Annotated in this window: 14 protein-coding genes; 4 read left to right on the top strand and 10 right to left on the bottom strand. The window is 73.2% G+C overall.

The genetic code is table 11. The features are described 5' to 3' along the window. Window positions 1-90 precede the first annotated feature (90 nt). Genes ligD through RM812_RS23275 form a run of 3 tightly spaced genes read right to left on the bottom strand, consistent with a single transcriptional unit; the run spans window position 91 to window position 4,831 of the window. Entirely contained in the window at window positions 91-1,050 is a 960-nt protein-coding gene (gene ligD, locus RM812_RS23285; RefSeq protein WP_311575184.1) for a non-homologous end-joining DNA ligase, read from the bottom strand. Continuing rightward, on the bottom strand, window positions 1,047-2,894 hold the full coding sequence (locus RM812_RS23280) for a transketolase (RefSeq protein ID WP_311575183.1): 1,848 nt from the start codon (window positions 2,892-2,894) through the stop codon (window positions 1,047-1,049). Before RM812_RS23280 ends, ligD begins: the two co-directional genes overlap by 4 nt. Continuing rightward, the gene (locus tag RM812_RS23275; RefSeq protein ID WP_311575182.1) at window positions 2,891-4,831 is read right to left on the bottom strand and encodes an NAD(P)/FAD-dependent oxidoreductase; all 1,941 of its coding nucleotides are present in this window, start codon (window positions 4,829-4,831) and stop codon (window positions 2,891-2,893) included. The genes RM812_RS23280 and RM812_RS23275 overlap by 4 nt, the downstream gene beginning before the upstream one ends. Before the next feature lie 169 nt (window positions 4,832-5,000). Between RM812_RS23275 and RM812_RS23270 the strand changes: the two genes are divergently transcribed. The 3 genes from RM812_RS23270 (at window position 5,001) to RM812_RS23260 (ending at window position 6,847) form a co-directional block, all read left to right on the top strand. Then, window positions 5,001-5,963: an LLM class F420-dependent oxidoreductase gene (locus RM812_RS23270; protein WP_311575181.1), complete on the top strand. Its 963-nt coding sequence runs from the start codon at window positions 5,001-5,003 to the stop codon at window positions 5,961-5,963. A 37-nt stretch (window positions 5,964-6,000) separates the two neighbouring features. Next, window positions 6,001-6,348, top strand: coding sequence for a VOC family protein (locus tag RM812_RS23265; RefSeq protein WP_311575180.1), 348 nt, complete (start codon window positions 6,001-6,003; stop codon window positions 6,346-6,348). A gap of 151 nt (window positions 6,349-6,499) precedes the next feature. Beyond that, entirely contained in the window at window positions 6,500-6,847 is a 348-nt protein-coding gene (locus RM812_RS23260; protein WP_311575179.1) for a DUF6204 family protein, read from the top strand. On the opposite strand, the gene RM812_RS23255 is transcribed toward RM812_RS23260, so the two are convergent. The 7 genes from RM812_RS23255 to RM812_RS23225 all read right to left on the bottom strand — a co-directional run bounded on the left by RM812_RS23255 (window position 6,819) and on the right by RM812_RS23225 (window position 15,756). Continuing rightward, window positions 6,819-7,385: a GNAT family N-acetyltransferase gene (locus RM812_RS23255; RefSeq protein WP_311575178.1), complete on the bottom strand. Its 567-nt coding sequence runs from the start codon at window positions 7,383-7,385 to the stop codon at window positions 6,819-6,821. The two genes, RM812_RS23260 and RM812_RS23255, sit on opposite strands and share 29 nt — an antisense overlap. Window positions 7,386-7,418: 33 nt before the next feature. After that, on the bottom strand, window positions 7,419-8,342 hold the full coding sequence (locus RM812_RS23250) for a S66 peptidase family protein (protein WP_311575177.1): 924 nt from the start codon (window positions 8,340-8,342) through the stop codon (window positions 7,419-7,421). Further along, entirely contained in the window at window positions 8,339-10,306 is a 1,968-nt protein-coding gene (locus RM812_RS23245; RefSeq protein ID WP_311575176.1) for a prolyl oligopeptidase family serine peptidase, read from the bottom strand. The genes RM812_RS23250 and RM812_RS23245 overlap by 4 nt, the downstream gene beginning before the upstream one ends. A 20-nt stretch (window positions 10,307-10,326) precedes the next feature. Then, window positions 10,327-11,664 carry a M20/M25/M40 family metallo-hydrolase gene (locus tag RM812_RS23240; protein WP_311575261.1) on the bottom strand — a complete coding sequence of 446 codons (1,338 nt, stop codon included), beginning with the start codon at window positions 11,662-11,664 and terminating at the stop codon, window positions 10,327-10,329. Window positions 11,665-11,677: 13 nt separating this feature from the next. After that, a complete protein-coding gene (locus tag RM812_RS23235) occupies window positions 11,678-12,511 on the bottom strand; it encodes a M55 family metallopeptidase (protein ID WP_311575175.1) in 834 nt (277 codons plus the stop codon). Between the two features lie 239 nt (window positions 12,512-12,750). Continuing rightward, window positions 12,751-15,162, bottom strand: coding sequence for an MFS transporter (locus RM812_RS23230; RefSeq protein WP_311575174.1), 2,412 nt, complete (start codon window positions 15,160-15,162; stop codon window positions 12,751-12,753). Window positions 15,163-15,312: 150 nt separating this feature from the next. Further along, window positions 15,313-15,756 carry an SRPBCC family protein gene (locus tag RM812_RS23225; protein ID WP_311575173.1) on the bottom strand — a complete coding sequence of 148 codons (444 nt, stop codon included), beginning with the start codon at window positions 15,754-15,756 and terminating at the stop codon, window positions 15,313-15,315. 182 nt (window positions 15,757-15,938) lie between these two features. Between RM812_RS23225 and RM812_RS23220 the strand changes: the two genes are divergently transcribed. After that, the gene (locus RM812_RS23220; RefSeq protein WP_311575172.1) at window positions 15,939-17,000 is read left to right on the top strand and encodes an Rv2578c family radical SAM protein; all 1,062 of its coding nucleotides are present in this window, start codon (window positions 15,939-15,941) and stop codon (window positions 16,998-17,000) included. Window positions 17,001-17,076 lie beyond the last annotated feature (76 nt).

The following is a 17,076-nucleotide window of genomic DNA, read 5'->3' as shown; positions in this document are numbered from 1 at the left end:
CTCCGTGTGGCCGCAAGTGTGTTCGCCAAACCTCCGCGGGCGCGTGCATGTGCCGCGCGCCGACGCGCCCGGCTCGCCCTCCGGCGCGGGTCAGCCGCGTAGGGCGTTGAGCCTCCGCCGGGCGGGGCCCAGGCCCCGGGCGCGGCTCATGACTCCCTCCCAGGGCCGGGTGCGTGCCTGCTCGACGGCGTCCGCGATCGTCCAGCGCCGGGCGTCCACGGCGGGGTCCCTGAGCTGGTCCCAGGAGAGGGGCGTGGCCACGGGCGCGCCGGGCCGGGCGCGGACGGTGAAGGGGGCCACGGCGGTCTGCGCGTAGGCGTTGCGCTGGACGTCCAGGTAGAGCCGGTCACCGCGGTCCTTCTTGCGGGCGGCGGTGGTGAGCCGGTCGGGGTGGGCCGCGGCCAGGGTGTCGGCGACGTCCCGGGCGAAATCCCGTACGTCGTCGAAGTCCTGGTGTGCCGTCAGCGGTACCACCACATGCAGCCCCCGGGACCCGGTGGTCATGAGTCCCGAGGGCAGTCTCAGCTCCTCGAGCAGCTCGCCCAGCAGGCCCGCGGCCTCCCGGACCGCCCCGAAGTCGTCGTCGGCCGGGTCGAGGTCGAAGACCATCCGGTCCGGCCGGTCGACCTGCCCGGCACGGGACAGCCAGCGGTGCAGGGTGAGGGCGGCCTGGTCGGCGAGGTAGAGGAGGGTGGCGGTGTCGTCGCAGACGGTGTGGCAGACGGTGCCGCCCTCCTTGGCGACCTCGACGCGGCTGATCCAGTCGGGGTAGCGCGCCGGGGTGTTCTTCTGCATGAACCGCGGGCCGTCGACGCCGTCCGGATGCCGCTCCAGCATCAGCGGGCGGCCCCGCAGGTGCGGCAGCATGAAGGGGGCGACGGCCCGGTAGTAGTCGACGAGATCCCCTTTGGTGTACTCCTTCGCTCCTCCGTCTCGTCCGTCTCCGTCTCGTCCGTCTCCGTCCGCTGCGGGGAACAGCACCTTGCCGGGCCGGTGGACCTCCACCGTGTGCCGGCCGGCCCGGACGGTCCGCGCGGCGTCACCGCTCACGCCACGATCGCCTGTTCCACCAGCATCTGTGCCGCCGACGCGATGGCCTCCGCGTCGATCCCCGCGGCGTGCAGTTCCTCCGCCGGGGACGCCGAGCCGGGCATCGTCCGGACGGCGAGCCGGACCAGCCGCGGCACGGGCCGTCCGTCGCCGAACGCGTCGAGGACCGCGTCCCCGATGCCACCCTCCGGGTGGTGGTCCTCCACGGTCAGCAGGCAGCCGGTGTCCTCGGCGGCCTGGCGCAGGGTGGCCCGGTCGACGGGCTTGACCGAGTACAGGTCGATCACCCGGACCGGGACGCCGTCACCGGCGAGGGCGTCGGCCGCGGCGAGCGCCTCGTGCAGGGTGACGCCGGCGGCGACGACGGTGAGCCGGTCGCGGTCCGTGGAGCGCAGCACCTTGCTGCCGCCGACGGGGAACTCCTCGTCGGGGCCGTAGATCACCTTGCTCTCGCCGCGCGCGGTGCGCAGATAGCGGATGCCTTCGAGGCCGGCCATCTCGGCGACGAGGCGGGCGGTCTGGTTGGCGTCGCACGGGTACAGCACGGTCGAGCCGTGGATGGCCCGCATCATCGCGAGGTCCTCCAGGCCCATCTGGCTGGGCCCGTCCTGGCCGATGGCGACGCCCGCGTGGGAGCCGACGAGGTTGATGCCGGCACCGCTGATCGAGGCCATGCGCACGAAGTCGTGGGCGCGGGTCAGGAAGGCGGCGAACGTGGTCGCGTACGGCACCCAGCCGCACGCCGCCATCCCCACCGCGGCGGCGACCATCTGCTGCTCGGCGATGTAGCACTCGAAGTAGCGCTCGGGGTGCTCCTTGGCGAAGAACTCGGCGCGGGTGGAGTCCCCGACCTCGCCGTCGAGGGCGACGACGTCGCCGCGGGCGGTGCCGAGTGCGGCGAGCGCCTCTCCGAAGGCGTTGCGGGTGGCCACCTCGTCGCCCTTGTCGTAGCGGGGCAGCTCGATCTGCCCGGTGCCGGCCGAGTGCAGTGCCCGCGCGGCCGGCGGCTCCTGCACCCGTACGCCCAGGTCGCGCGGACCGCCCAGTTCGGCGATCGCCTCGTCGGCGTCCGGCAGCGGCTTGCCGTGCTGTCCCTCACGGTTCTCGACGGCCTGCACGCCCTTGCCCTTGAGGGTGCGGGCGATGATCGCGGTGGGCTGTCCCCTGGTGGAGAGTGCCTCGCCGTAGGCGCGGTCGATCGCGTCGACGTCGTGGCCGTCGATCTCGACCGTGTGCCAGTCGAAGGCCCGGAAACGGCGTGCGTACGCGTCGAGGTCGTGACCGTGCCGGGTCGGGCCGCGCTGGCCCAGCCGGTTGACGTCGACGATCAGGGTGAGGTTGTCCAGGTGCTCGTACCCGGCGTGCTCCGCGGCCTCCCACACCGAGCCCTCGGCCATCTCGCTGTCGCCGCACAGCACCCAGACGCGGTAGTCGCTGTGGTCCAGCCGCTTGCCGGACAGTGCGATGCCGACTCCGACGGGCAGCCCCTGGCCGAGCGAACCGGTGGCCGTCTCGACCCACGGCAGCCGCTGCGGCGTGGGGTGTCCCTCCAGGCGGCTGCCCAGCTTGCGGAAGGTGAGCAGTTCGTCGTCGTCGATGGCGCCGGCCGCCTTGTAGGCGGAGTACAGCAGGGGCGAGGCGTGCCCCTTGGAGAGGACGAAGCGGTCGTTGCCGGGGTGGGCGGGGCGCTCGAAGTCGTAGCGGAGGTGGTTGGCCAGGAGTACGGCCATCAGGTCCGCGGCGGACATCGAGGACGTCGGGTGTCCGGAGCCCGCGGCGGCGGACGTCCGTACGCTGTCGACGCGCAGCTGCTGTCCGAGGTCGACGAGTTCACCGGTGTTCATGAGTCTCCTTCCGCGGCACGACCGTCGGTGCGCCTGACGGGGCCGGGGGCGATGTCGGGTCCGGGCGGCGGCTGGTCCGCCGGGGGTTCGGGTCCGGGGTCGCCGGGTGGTACGCCGGCGGACCGGGTCGGGGCGGGGGTACCGGCGGACCGCGGCGTGCCGTGCGGCCGGTCCGACCGTGACCTTCCGCCGGACGGCCCGGCGGCCGGGGGCTTCGCGGACGCCCCGGTGGACCGGGGCTTCGCGGGCCTCCCGGTGGTACGGGGTTCGGCGGGTGCACCGGCGGTACGAGGCCCGGCGGGCCGGCTCTTGGCGGACTCACCACCGGGCCGGCTCTTGGCGGGCTCACCACCCGGCTGGTTCCTGGCGGGCTCACCACCCGGCTGACCCTTGGCGGGCTCACCACCCGGCTGGTTCCTGGCCGGCTCACCACCCGGCCGGCCCTTGGCGGGCTCACCAGCGGGCAGCCCCTTGCCGGGGTCACCACCCGGCCGTCCCCTCCCGGGTTCGCGGCCGGAGCCGCCCCCATCGGGCCGGCTCGCGACAGACGCGGTGTCCGGCTTGTGGTCCCTCGCCGCGTCCGGACCCTTCCCTCCCCCTCCCGCCCCGCCGTCCTTCTCGCCGGTCGTCGGGCTCCCCGGCATCCGCGCCAGCTCCGGCGACGCCGACTCCAGGGGCACGGACCCGGACCGCACGAGGCCCAGCTGCACGGCCTGGCGGGGCAGCACCGAGTCGAGCAGCCAGTCCGCGGCGACCCGGACGCGGTTGCCCGGCATCGCCGCCAGGTGGTAGCCGCGGGTGACCGCGCCCGCCACCGGGCCGGACAGGGGGACGCCGAACGGATTGGCGGCGGCCTTCGCGCCGCCCAGGTCCACGACGAACCCCCTGTCCCGGTGGCGGTAGGCACGCCGCTCCCCGAGGCCCAGCGACGCCGCGACGTTGTGCGCGCAGACCTTGCCGTGCCGCCATGCGTGCTGCGCGGTCATCGGCGTGTACTGGCCGGGCCGTTCCAGGTCGGGCACCGCGGCCACGTCACCGCACGCGAACAGCTCGGGCCGCCCGGGCACCTGGAGGTGCGGGTCGACGAGCAGCCGGCCGCGCTCCAGGGGGAGCCCGAGGGACTCCACCAAGGGGTCGGGCCGCACCCCCACGCACCACACCAGCGTGCGTGTGTCGACGGTCGAACCGTCGGTCAGCAGGACGCCCTCGTGCGTGGCCTCCTTCACGGAGATCCCCATCCGCACGTCGACGCCGCGCTGCCGCAGCACCCGCTCGGCGGTGCGGGAGAGCCGCTCGTCCATCTCGGGCAGCACCCGGGGCGCGACGTCCAGCAGCATCCAGCGCGGCCGCATGCCGGTCCGCATCGGATGCCCCCGCACCTGCGCCTCGGTGTACATCTGGCCGTGCGCGGCGACCTCGGTGCCGGTGTATCCGGCGCCGACCACGACGAAGGTGCACCGCGCGGCGCACTCCGCGCGGTCGCCGGTCGCGGCGGCCAGTTCCACCTGCCGTGTCACGTGGTCGCGGAGATAGAGCGCCTCCGGCAGCCCGCGGAAGCCGTGGGCGTGCTCGGCCACGCCGGGGATGGGCAGCAGCTTGTTGACGCTGCCCGCGGCGAGCACCAGCCGGTCGAAGGGCAGGGTGCCCGCGCCGCCCTCCGGGTCCGTGTAGTGCACGGTGTGCCCGTCGAGGTCGATGCCGTCCGCCTCGCCGAGCACCAGCCGTACCCGCGGCAGGGTCCCCGACAGCGACACGCTGACCCGGCGCGGTTCCAGGATCCCGGCGGCGACCTGCGGCAGCAGCGGCAAGTAGAGGAAGTAGTCGGTCGGGTTGAGCAGGGTGATGTCGGCCTGGTGCCGGGTGAGCCGGGACAGGGTGCGGGCCGTCCGGTACCCGGCGAAGCCGGCACCGACGATCACGATGCGGGGTCGGCTCACGGTTCGCCTCCGGGCTGTCGCGTACCTCGTGAGCCTTCCGCGTCCCCCTGGCCAGGGCGCCCAAACGTCCGCCCGGCCCCGCACGGCGGCCCGGCCCGCCGGTTTCCGGCCGGGCGCCCGGGCAACTCGTGCCGGGACCCACCCGCTCGATGTCCCGGAGGCAACCCCCATGCCCGAGTACGGCTATTTCCTCTCGTGCGAGCAGTACGGCCCCGCGGAGCTGATCGAGCAGGCGCGGATGGCCGAGCAGGCCGGATTCCAGGCACTGTGGATCTCGGACCACTACCACCCCTGGAACGGCGAGCAGGGCCAGAGTCCCTTCGTGTGGTCGGTGATCGGCGCCCTGTCCGAGGCGGTGTCCCTGCCCGTCGAGACGGCCGTGACCTGCCCGACCGTGCGCATCCACCCGGCGGTGGTGGCCCAGGCGGCGGCGACGAGCGCGGTGATGACCCAGGGCCGCTTCCGGCTCGGCGTCGGCACCGGCGAGGCGCTCAACGAGCACATCCTCGGTGACGCCTGGCCGGCCGCGCACGTACGCCTGGAGATGCTGGAGGAGGCCATCCTGGTCATGCGCCGGCTGCTCGACGGCGAGGAGGTCAACCACCACGGCACGCACTACACGGTGGAGAACGCCCGTCTCTACACCGTTCCGGACGAGCCCGTCCCGATCGACATCTCCGGCTTCGGCCCGACGGCGACCAAGCTGGCGTCACGGGTGGGCGACGGCTACATCACGATGGTGCCGGACGCCTCGTTGGTGGAGCAGTACCGCAAGGGCGGGGGCGGCGGGAAGCTGGTCAGCGGGGGCACGAAGGTCTGCTACGACACGGACCGGGACGAGGCGGTACGGACCGTGCACCGGCTGTGGGCCAACGAGCTGCTGCCGGGCGAGCTGAGCCAGGTGCTGCCCTCGCCCAAGCACTTCGAGCAGGCGCAGACCCTGGTCACCGAGGACATGGTCCGGAGCAACCGGGTGTGCGGCGACGACGTGGACGAGCACGTCGCGGAGCTGAAGGAGTTCGCCGACGCCGGCTTCGACCGGATCTACGTCAACCAGATCGGCCCCGACCTGCGCGGCTTCTTCGACTTCTACCGCACGAAGGTGCTGCCGCAGCTCCAGCCGGAGACCTGACCCACGGACAGTGCCACGCCCAACTAGGCTCGTCCGCATGGACATTCTGGGAGCCACACTGCGTGTCTACGTCGACGACCTGGACAAGGCGATCCCCTTCTACGAAGGTCTGGCCGGCGGCCGGGCCCTGCGTTTCGAGCGCGGCGGCGTCCAAGTCGCCGCGGTCGGCTGCTTCCTGTTGATGAGCGGGCCCGAGTCCCAGCTCGAGGTGTTGCGCAAGGTCGCCGCGACGATCGCCGTGACGGACGTCGAGGAGACCCATCGCGTCCTCACCTCGCTGGGCGCGGACGTCATCGCGGGCCCGGTCCCGACACCCGCGGGCCGCAACCTGATCGCCCGCCACCCGGACGGGGCGATCTACGAGTACGTGGACCGGCGGGCGTAGGGACGGCCGGACCGGGCGGCCGGACCGGGCGGGCTCACCCCCGTCCGCCCCGTCCGGCCCCCTCGCCGGGCGCGGCGTCGATACTCGATGGGCGGCGCCCGGCGACCCGCGTAGAGTCGGGCCGTCGGCGGCAGGCGAGAAGGAGCGGCACGTGAGTGAGCAGCACACCTACCGGGTGATCGTCCGGGGTACCTGGGAGGGCCTGACCGAGGAGTCCCGTTCCCGCCTGCTCGCGGAGGCCGCCGACCACGGGATGGCGAGCATGCGGTTCACCGAGGAGGGCTCGCTGTCGTACGAGGCGTCGCCGCTGAAGCACTTCTCGATGCGGTACGTCGTGGTGTCGGACGCGGCGGACGGCGAGGAGATGGCCGGTGCGATCGCCGAGGACCGGGCGGAGACGACGCTGCGCGAACTCGGCCACGGGTTCCGCGACCTGCGGTCGACGGTGACGGACCTGGACACGATGAAGATCAACCGGAAGTCACGGTCTCGGCGGTGATCGCCCACCGCTGGTGGTCGCGCCAGGCCCCGTCGATGTAGAGCATCCTCGGCGAGAAGCCCTCCAGGTGGAAGCCGCAGGCGCGGGCCAGCGCGATCGAGGCGGCGTTGCCCGGCTGCACGTTGATCTCCAGCCGGTGCAGCCGCATGGGTCCGAACGCGTACCGCACGACGAGGTCCAGCCCTTCGCGCATCAGCCCGCGGCCCGCCGCGTGCGCGAAGGCGCCGTAGCCCAGCGCCCCGCTGAGGAATCCGCCCTGGACGATGTTGTTGATGTTGACGAACCCGGCGATGGCGCCCTCGCTCGTCCCCTCCGCGTCCTTCTCGCACACCAGGAACCCGGCCTTGGTGGGATCCTCGATCAGCCGGGCCGCGTAGGCGTCGTACGCCTGGAGGCTGTCCGGCGGGAAGAGCCACGGGTGGTGCAGGTCCTTGCTCTCGCGGACCCGGGCGGTGAACTCGGCGCCGTCCTCGTAGGTGAAGTGCCGTACGCCCACGCGGGGGCCCTCGGCGAGGTGACGGGATGCGTTGTGCGGCATTCCGCCAGCCTACGACGTGCCGCCCCGTCCCGGTCAGCGCAGTGCCGGTCGGTCCAGCGTCAAGGTGCCCGCGTCCGCGTCCAGTTCCGCCGTTACGCCGAACGGGACGGTCAGCGCCCCCGCACAGTGGCCGAAGCCGAAGTCCTCGACGACCGGCACGCCGAGGCCGCCGAGCCGGTCCGCCAGCATCGGCCGCAGCCGCTCGTAGGGCTCGCACTCGTGCCACGACCCGAGCAGCACGCCGCCGACCCCGTCGAGCCAGCCGGCGCGCAGGAGCTGGGTGAGGTAGCGGTCCAGCCGGTACGTCTCCTCCCCCACGTCCTCCAGGCACAGCAGCCCGCCGCGCGCCGAGGGACGGGCGTGCGGGGTGCCCAGTTCGGCGGCGAGCAGGGCGAGGCAGCCGCCGAGGGTGACGCCCCGCGCCCGGCCGGGCACCAGCGGCGTACCGCCGGAGGCGATCACGCGGACCGTGTCCGGCGCGAACAGGGTGGCCTTCAGGTGCTCCTGCGCCCGCGCGTTCTTCAGGAAGTCGATCCCCGCGGCCATCGGCCCGTGCAGGGTGACCAGACCCAGCCGGGTGGCGAACGCCTCGTGCAGCGCGGTGATGTCGCTGAAGCCGACGAACACCTTCGGTCCGGCCGCGCGCATCGCCTCCCAGTCGAGCAGGTCGGTCATGCGCTGGACGCCGTACCCGCCGCGGGCGCACAGCACCGCGTCCACCGACGGGTCGCACCAGGCGGCCTGGAGGTCGGCGGCCCGGTCGGCGTCGGCGCCCGCGAGGTAGTCGAAGGTGTCGTGCCGGTCCAGGACGTGCGGCGCCACGACCGGGTCGAGGTCCCAGCCGCGCAGCACGTCCAGGCCCGCCTGCAACCGTTCCTCGGGCACGGGACCGCTGGGCGCGACGACGGCCACCCGGGCACCGGGGGCGAGCCGGGCGGGCCGGGTCAGGTCCCTCACTCGGTCAGCTCCAGGGTCGGGATGCCGCGCGGGGACAGGCCGAAGACCTGCGCGTAGAGGGAGAGTTCGGACTCCAGCGCGCGCACCATGGTCTCGGCCCGGCGGAAACCGTGTCCCTCGCCCTCGAAGGCCAGGTAGGCGTGCGGCACCCCCCGGCCCGCCATACGGGCGAGGAACCGCTCGCACTGTACGGGCGGGCAGATCACGTCATCCAGGCCCTGGAGCAGCAGGAACGGCGCGGTGACGCGGTCGGCGTGCTCGGTGGGCGACCGCTCGGCGTACCGGGCGGGCACCTCTGCGTACGGGCCGATGAGGCTCTCCAGGTAGCGCGACTCGAAGTCGTGCGTCTCCCCCGTGCCCCAGCCGGTCAGGTCGAGGATCGGGTAGATGACCGTGCCGCAGGCGTAGACGTCGGTCGTGGCCAGTGAGGCGGCGGCCGTCCAGCCGCCCGCGCTGCCGCCCCGCACGGCGAGCCGCTCCCGGTCGGCGGTGCCCTCCTCGGCGAGGGCGAGGGCGACTGCGGCGCAGTCCTCGACGTCGACCACGCCCCACTGCTCGCGCAGCCGGTCGCGGTACTCCCGGCCGTGTCCGGTGGAGCCGCCGTAGTTGACCTCCGCGACGCCGATGCCGCGGGAGGTGAAGTAGGCGATCTCCAGGTCCAGCACCAGGGGCGACCGGCTGGTGGGTCCGCCGTGCGCCCAGATGACGTACGGCGGCAGCTCGCCGTCGGGGCCGGTACAGCCGGGGTGGTGCGGCGGGTAGAGGTGGGCGTGGATGTCGCGGCCGTCGGGGCCGGTGAAGGTGCGGACCTGCGGCTGCGGGTAGTACGCGGGGTCCACGGCGTCCTCGTGCGGGGCGCCGATCACCCGGGTCCGGCCGGTACGGGCGTCCAGCTCCACCACCTCGTAGGCGCTGCGCGGGCCGGCGCCGACGGCCACGATCCGCTCGCCGTGGGCGGCGAGCGTGGCCGCGAACTCGGTCCACTCACCCACCGCGTCGACGACCTCGCCGGTCTCGGGGTCGAGTATCCCCAGGGTGGCGTCGCCACGGCCGTGCAGGACCGCGACCAGGCCGCTGTCCAGCGGCGCGAACCAGCGCCGGCCGAGCTTCCACAGCGGGCCGCCGAACTCCTCCTCGCGGGCGCACAGCGGCTGACCGTCGCGGTAGAGGTTCCACCAGCCGGTGCGGTCGGAGGCGTACAGCAGGGCACCGTCGGGGGCCCAGTCGACCTGGGCGATCGACTCCTCGGGCCCGCCCGCGACGGTCCGGGCGTCCTGGAAGCCACCCTCGGGGCCGACCTCGGCGACGATCAGCTCGGTGCCGTCCCAGGGCATGCGCGGGTGGTCCCAGGCGAGCCAGGCCGCACGCCGGCCGTCGGGCGAGAGCCGGGGTCCGGTGACGAACCGGTGCCGGTCGTCGGTGAGTTCACGCACCGCGTCCCGGTCGTCGGCCGCCGAGCCGTCCAGCGGCACCGCCGCCAGGACCCGGCGCACGTCGGTGGGTGCGTCGCCGGTGAACTCCTCCAGGACGCACCACACCTCGCCGTGTCCGGCGCGCAGGTGCGGCTCCACCCAGCGCAGCCCGCCGCCCACCGGGGAGACCGGTGTCAGCGGACGCGGCTCGCCGCCGCCCGGCTCGTAGGCGTACAACCGCTGGTCGGCGAAGTTCACGAAGACCAGCAGCGGCCCGTCGTCCTTCATGAGCGCGTCCCAGGGCCGGCCGCCGTACTCGATGACGCGGCTGCGCACGTTCCACGGTGCGGGCAGCACGGGCTCCTGCGTCCCGTCGGCCCGCCGGCGCACCAGCGTGCGCCGGCCGCCCTCGGTGGGCCGGGGCGCGGTCCACCACACCTCTTCGCCGACGAAACCCACGTCCTCCGGACGCCCGTCGTGCGCGGCGGCGAGCGCGGCGTCGATGGGCGAGGGCCACGATCCGTACGCGAGGGTCTGCACTGGCTGCCCCACTCTCTTCTCCGTCTCCTCGTCTAGGCCGTGCGCAGGAACCGGTCCAGGACCCGGACGCCGAAGTGCAGCGCCTCGACGGGGACGCGTTCGTCGACGCCGTGGAAGAGGGCCTGGTAGTCGAAGCCCTCGGGCAGCCTGAGCGGCGCGAAGCCGTAGCCGGTGATGCCGAGCCGCGAGAACTGCTTGGCGTCCGTGCCGCCGGACATGCAGTACGGCACCACGTGTCCCTCCGGGGCGAACTCCTGGACGGCGGCGCGCATCCCGGCGTACGTCGCCGAGTCCACCGGCGCCTGGAGGGCGACCTCCCGGTGGGCGAACTCCCAGTCCACGTCCGGTCCGGTGAGCCGGTCGAGGGTGCTGCGGAACTCGTCCTCGCTGCCGTGCAGGAACCGTCCGTCGACGTACGCGACGGCCTGGCCGGGGATGACGTTGACCTTGTAACCGGCGTCCAGCATGGTCGGGTTGCTGCTGTTGCGGACGGTGGCCTCGACCAGCTCGGCGGCGGGCCCGAGCTTGTCCAGCAGCGCGTCGACGTCGCTCAGGTCGGTCTCGATGCCGTAGACGGCGGCGAGTTCGGTCAGGGCGGCGCGCACCGTCGGGGTCAGGCACAGCGGCCACTCGTGGGCGCCGATGCGGGTGACCGCCTCCGCGAGCCGGGTGACCGCGTTCTCCCGGTTCACCTTGGAGCCGTGCCCGGCCCGCCCCCGCGCGGTGAGCTTGAGCCAGCCCGTGCCGCGCTCACCTGCGGCGATCGGGTAGAACTGCCGGCCGGCGCCGTCGTGGAAGGTGAACGCCCCGGACTCGCTGACGCCCTCGGTGCAGCCCTCGAACAGCGCGGCGTGCCGGTCGGCGAGGAAGCCGGAGCCGTCCTCGGCGCTGGCCTCCTCGTCCGCGGTGAACGCGAGCACGATGTCCCGCCTGGGGCGCACCCCCTGCCGGGCCCAGTCGCGCACGACGGCCAGGATCATCGCGTCCATGTTCTTCATGTCGACCGCGCCGCGTCCCCACACGACGCCGTCGCGGACCTCCCCGGAGAACGGGTGCACGCTCCAGTCGGCGGCCTCGGCGGGCACCACGTCCAGATGTCCGTGCACGAGCAGCGCGTCGGCCGACGGGTCGGTGCCCGCGATGCGGGCGACGACATTGGTCCGGCCCTTGGTGCGCTCCAGCAGCGTGGGCTCGATCCCCGCCTCGGCGAGGCGCGCGGCGGCGTACTCGGCGGCGGGGCGCTCCCGGCAGTCGCCGCCGCCCCGGTTCGTCGTGTCGATCCGGATGAGCTCGGAGGTGAACCGGACGACCTCGTCCAGTGCCCGCGCGTCCACGCTCTCGGACGTGCCACCGGTGGTGGCGCGGGTCATGGTCCCGGACTGCTCAGCCATACTGCTCCTCCACCGCGGCCGAGGCGATCGTGGTGACCGCCTTGAAGGTGCGGATCGCCTCGAACATGGTCTCGTGGGTGTACGCCACCTTGCGCTCCCCGACGCGGTCCACCCCCGGCACGACGGTCGAGGCCGCCGCGAGGTGTTCGGCGTCGAACTCCACCGCGACGGTGAACGGCCCGCCGCTCACCGGTTCGTGCCGCACGGCGAGCGCCGCCGCCTCCTTGGCCGCCGCCCGGATGTCGGCGGCGGTCCTGGCCGGCGTACGGCACACGGCCGCGTACCGCGACACATGGTCCTTGACCGCGACCTTCAGCGCCCCGGGCGCGTACCCGAGCGCGTCCTCGCAGGCCACGTCGTCCCCGGTGACCAGCACCACCGGCACCCCGTACTCGGCGACGACGTGCGCGTTGAGCAGACCCTCACTGGCCCGTACGCCGTTCAGCCACACGCCGGTGATCTGGTTGGCGAGGTAGGTGTGCGCGAGGACGCCCTCCATGCCGGCGCCCGCGTGGTACCCGATGAACGCGATGCCGTCCACGTCGCCGTGCTGGACGCCCTCCACCATGGACAGCGCCTTGTGCCGTCCGGTGAGCATCTGCGTCCGCTCGTCGAGCCGCTCCAGGAGCAGGTTGCGCATGGTCCAGTGGGCCTCGTTGACCAGCACCTCGTCGGCTCCGCCGTCGAGGAAGCCCTGCACCGCCGCGTTCACGTCCGAGGTGAACATCGACCGGCACCGCTCCCACTGCGGTGTCCCCGGCAGCACGTCGGCCGGCCAGGTGACACCGGTGGCGCCCTCCATGTCGGCGCTGATGAGGATCTTCATGCGCATGACGCTACATGCCGCCGAACACGCGGGCCAGGACCCACACAACTACCACAGGTCCATACCGCCGGCATCGGTTGTCGACATCGGTTCCGTGAGCTTCGGGCAGGCCACCGCCCCTGTCCGATGCGTCACGTCGAGCCAACGACCCTCCAGCACCGCGCTCGTACGGCGGTGGCCGGTGACCAAGTGCCGCGCGGGGGAACCGGCGGCGCGCGAACGCGCGCCGCCGGCCCGTCTCAGTCCTCGTGCCCGAGCTGGAGGTCGCGCTCGGTGCGGCCGCCGCCGGCCACCTGGAGCACCGTGGCGACGGGCGGGTAGCCGGCGGCGATGACGGTGTACTCGCCCGACGACAGGTCGATGAACCGGAAGGCGCCGTCCGGCCCGGTGGTCAGCGTGTCCACCACGTTGCCCGCCGCGTCGAGCAGCGTCACGCGCGCGTCCTCGACGGCCCGCCCGCCACTGGCGCGCACGATGCCGCGCAGTACGGCACCCCCGGCCAGTTCGACGTCCTGGCGGGTCTCCCGGGCGGCCTGGACGCTGACGGGCAGCGCGGCCGGACGGAAGGCGGGGGCGCTGGCGGCGAGGGTGTACTCGCCCGCCACCAGCTCCGTGATGACGTAGCCGCCCTCCCGGCCGCTGCGGGTGGTGGCGACCACCTCGCCGTGGACGTTGGTGAGCGTGACGGTCGCGTCGCGTACGGGGCTGCCGTCCGCGGTGAGGACACTGCCGGCGAGGCGGCCGGCGCCGCCGAGGACCACGTCCAGTTCCACCGGGCGCTCGCCGACGGTCACGGAGACCGCCTGCGGCTGGTGACCGCCGGCCGCGGCGATCAGGACGTACGATCCCGCGCCCGGCGTGGCCAGCGCGTAGCGCCCGTCGTCGCCGCTGGCGCCCCGGCCGATCTGCTGTCCGCCGACGTCGATGAGGGTGAGGGCGGCGCGGGGCACGACGGTGCCGTCGGGGTGCTGCACCGTGCCGCAGACCGGGATGCCGGCGGCGTACGGCGATCGGGCCTGGGGGACGTGGACGGTGGGGTGCGCGGTCTCCGGCTCGGTTGCGTGGCCGTTGTGGGGCACGAGGGGTTTCTCCTTGAGGAAGAAGGCGATGAGCAGCCCGAGGACGAGCACCGGCACCAGGTAGAGGAAGATCCGCGGCATGGCGTCGGCGTACGCCCCGATGTAGGCGTCGCGCAGCGCCGGGGGCAGGGAGTGGATGAGCTGTGGGGTGACGGCATCGGCGTCGGGCAGCCCGGCGCCCGCCTCGGCGGGGAGCCGGTCGGCCAGGGAGTCGGTGAGCCGGTCGGCGAAGAGCGTGCCGAAGACGGCCGCGCCGACGCTGCCGCCGATCTGACGGAAGTAGTTGTTGGCGCTGGTGGCGGTGCCCAGGTCGGCGGGGCGCACGGAGTTCTGCACGGCGAGGACGAGGACCGGCATCACCATGCCGATGCCGGCGCCGAGGACGGCCATCCAGATGCTGTAGTGCAGCCGGGGTGTGTCGGTGTCGAGGCGGGAGAGCAGCCACATGCCGACGACGGACAGCGCGCTGCCGAGGATCGGGTGGCTGCGGTAGTGACCGGTGCGGCTGATGAGCTGCCCGGAGATGATCGAGGTGCCCACGATGCCGCCCATCATCGGCAGCATCAGCAGGCCGGACTCGGTGGCGGTGGCGCCGTCGACCATCTGCAGGAAGGTCGGCAGATAGCTGGCGGCGCCGAACAGGGCGACGCCGATGACGAGGCCGACCAGGCCGGTGACGTTGAAGACGGAGTCCCGGAACAGCCGCAGCGGGATCAGGGGTTCGGGCGCGAAGTGCTCGGCGACCAGGAAGAGGGCGGTGGCCGCGGCGGCTCCGGCGCCGAGGCCGAGGATGACCCGGGAGTCCCAGGCGTACTCGGTGCCGCCCCAGCTGGTCAGCAGCACCAGGCAGGTGGAGGCGGCGGCGAGCAGCAGGGCGCCGAGGATGTCGAGGCGGGGCCTGACGTCGGGCCTGGGCAGCTTCAGGACGACGGCGACGACGGCCATGGTGATCAGGCCGAAGGGCACGTTGACGTAGAAGCACCAGCGCCAGGAGAGGTGGTCGGTGAAGTAGCCGCCCAGCAGGGGGCCCGCGACCGAGGCGAGTCCGAAGGCGGCGCCGATCAGGCCCATGAACCGGCCGCGCGCGCGGGGCGGCACGATGTCCGCCATGATCGCCTGCACGCCGATCATCAGGCCGCCCGCGCCGACGCCCTGCACGGCGCGGAAGGCGATCAGCTGGTCCATGGTCTGCGCCCGGCCGGCGAGTGCCGAGCCGACGACGAACACCAGGATGGCGAACTGGAAGACGCCCTTGCGCCCGAAGAGGTCGCCGAGCTTGCCGTAGATCGGCAGTCCGACCGTGGAGGTGAGCAGGTAGGCGGTGATCGCCCAGGACATCCTGTCCAGACCGTGCAGCTCGCCGACGATCTTCGGCAGCGCCGTGGCGACGATCATCTGCTCCAGGGCGGCGAGCAGCAGCGCCAGCATCAGTGCGACGAAGACCAGTCGCACCCGGCGCGGGCTCAACCCTTTCCCCGGCTCCCGCTCCCGCTGCGGCGCGGGCGCGGGGGGCTCGGGAGGCGCCGGGGGTGCGGCGACCGGTTCCTCCTGCACCAGAGTGATCCCGCCCACGTGCCGCTCCCCTCGTCGCACCTGCTCACCATTGCCACCTGCGGCGGACAACCACGAACCAGTGCGACGAGTTACGGCGTGCGGCCGGATCTCATGCAGATCACTCGAACCGGTGAGGGCCCCAACACCCCCCGGGGAACTGCCTTTTGGCTACTTCTCGACCTCGGCGGCGAGCTTGGCGAGCACCGCGTCGTAGATCCGGGCGAGCCCCTTGGGCGCGAACGTCTTCTCGAAGAAGCCGCCGACGCCGCCGGCCCCCTGCCAGGTGGTGGTGACCACGACCCGGGACCTGCCCTCACCGGCCGGGGTGACCCGCCAGGTGGTGACCATGGAGGAGTTGCGGTCCTTCTCGACGAGGTCCCCGTCGGCCGGCTCGGTGACCTCCAGCAGGCAGTCACGGATGCGCTTGCTGGTGGCCTGGAGCTTCCAGTGCACGAGGGTGCCCTCGCCGTCGCCGCCCTCGCGGACCTCGTACTCGCTGAAGTGCTCGGGCAGCAGCTTCGCGCGCGTACCGCTGTAGTCGGCGAGGGTGTCGAACACCGTCTCCGCGTCCGCCGCGACGATCCGCTCCGTCGTCGACTCGACCTGCGCCATCGGGTCCCTCCAGGGGCTGTTTCTCGGGTTCGGGGCAAGCCAACCACCCCACCGCCCGGCCACCAAATCGGGGGGCGCGAAGCGGCCCGTGAGCGGTGGGACGCGGTACCGGGCGTCCCACCCGCACGATCATGGGAACGTGTGTTCTATTGTGTGGGCCGAGCACTACCGAGGAGGCGTCAATGCGCTGGGACAACCTCACGGACACCGACCACGCCCGGGCCGCCGACCCCGCGCTGTTCGGCGCGGACGCGGTGACCACCCGTACGTTCGACACGCCCGAGTTCCGCGGCATCACCTTCCACGAGGTGCGGGCCCGCTCGATCCTCAACCGGGTGCCGGGGGCCTCGCGCATGCCGTTCGAGTGGACGGTCAATCCGTACCGGGGCTGCACGCACGCGTGCGTCTACTGCTTCGCCCGGAAGACGCACGGCTACCTGGACCTCGACACGGGACTCGGCTTCGACTCCCAGATCGTCGTCAAGGTGAACGCGCCCGAGCTGCTGCGCCGCCAGCTGGCCTCACGCCGCTGGCAGGGCGAACACGTCGCGATGGGCACCAACGTCGACTGCTACCAGCGCGCCGAGGGCCGCTACCGGCTGATGCCGGACATCATCACGGCGCTCACCGAGCGGGCGAACCCGTTCTCGATCCTCACCAAGGGCACGCTGATCCTGCGCGATCTGGAGCTGCTCACGCGGGCGGCGCGGGTGACGGACGTGGGGATCTCCGTCTCGGTCGGTTTCACCGACCCCGAGCTGTGGCGCACCGTGGAGCCGGGGACGCCCGCGCCGGAGCGGCGCCTGGAGGTCGTACGGACCCTCGGCGAGCACGGCATCGGATGCGGTGTGCTGATGGCGCCGGTCATCCCGTTCCTGAGCGACGAACCGGCCCAACTGCGCGCGACGGTACGGGCCGTCGCCGCCGCCGGCGCCACCTCGGTGACTCCCCTCGTGCTGCACCTGCGGCCGGGCGCCAGGGAGTGGTTCATGGCCTGGCTCGGCCGGCACCACCCTCATCTGGTGCGCCGCTACGAGCGGCTGTACGCGGAGGGTGCCTACGCCCCGAAGTGGTACCAGCGCCGGATCACGCGTCAGGTGCACGACCTGGCCCGGGAGTACGGCGTCGGCCCCACGCGGGCGGGGATGCCGCACAGGGGCGATGAGCCGGAGAGGCCCGGACCGGAGAGGCCCGGACCGGAGGAACCCACGGCATCCGAGCCGGTCCAGCTTTCCCTCATCTGAGAGCATTCGAGCGCATCCGACGACCCAATCGGGTCAAGTACGGACAGAACGCGTTCGTTCGAGGGTGTCCCCCGGG

The sequence above is a fragment of the Streptomyces lancefieldiae genome (assembly GCF_031845825.1).
In the GTDB taxonomy this organism is placed as follows: domain Bacteria; phylum Actinomycetota; class Actinomycetes; order Streptomycetales; family Streptomycetaceae; genus Streptomyces; species Streptomyces lancefieldiae.
The sequence above is the reverse complement of the archived record's forward strand: the minus strand, read 5'-3'. Positions and strand labels throughout refer to the sequence as shown.

What these genes read in the sequence shown, in the direction of transcription:
- RM812_RS23270 (WP_311575181.1), top strand. Translation starts at nt 5,001, where the DNA reads ATGCCCGAGTACGGCTATTTCCTCTCGTGCGAGCAGTACGGCCCCGCG.
- RM812_RS23280 (WP_311575183.1), bottom strand. Translation starts at nt 2,894, where the DNA reads ATGAACACCGGTGAACTCGTCGACCTCGGACAGCAGCTGCGCGTCGAC.
- RM812_RS23255 (WP_311575178.1), bottom strand. Translation starts at nt 7,385, where the DNA reads ATGCCGCACAACGCATCCCGTCACCTCGCCGAGGGCCCCCGCGTGGGC.
- RM812_RS23240 (WP_311575261.1), bottom strand. Translation starts at nt 11,664, where the DNA reads ATGACCCGCGCCACCACCGGTGGCACGTCCGAGAGCGTGGACGCGCGG.
- RM812_RS23235 (WP_311575175.1), bottom strand. Translation starts at nt 12,511, where the DNA reads ATGAAGATCCTCATCAGCGCCGACATGGAGGGCGCCACCGGTGTCACC.
- RM812_RS23225 (WP_311575173.1), bottom strand. Translation starts at nt 15,756, where the DNA reads ATGGCGCAGGTCGAGTCGACGACGGAGCGGATCGTCGCGGCGGACGCG.
- RM812_RS23220 (WP_311575172.1), top strand. Translation starts at nt 15,939, where the DNA reads ATGCGCTGGGACAACCTCACGGACACCGACCACGCCCGGGCCGCCGAC.
- RM812_RS23265 (WP_311575180.1), top strand. Translation starts at nt 6,001, where the DNA reads ATGGACATTCTGGGAGCCACACTGCGTGTCTACGTCGACGACCTGGAC.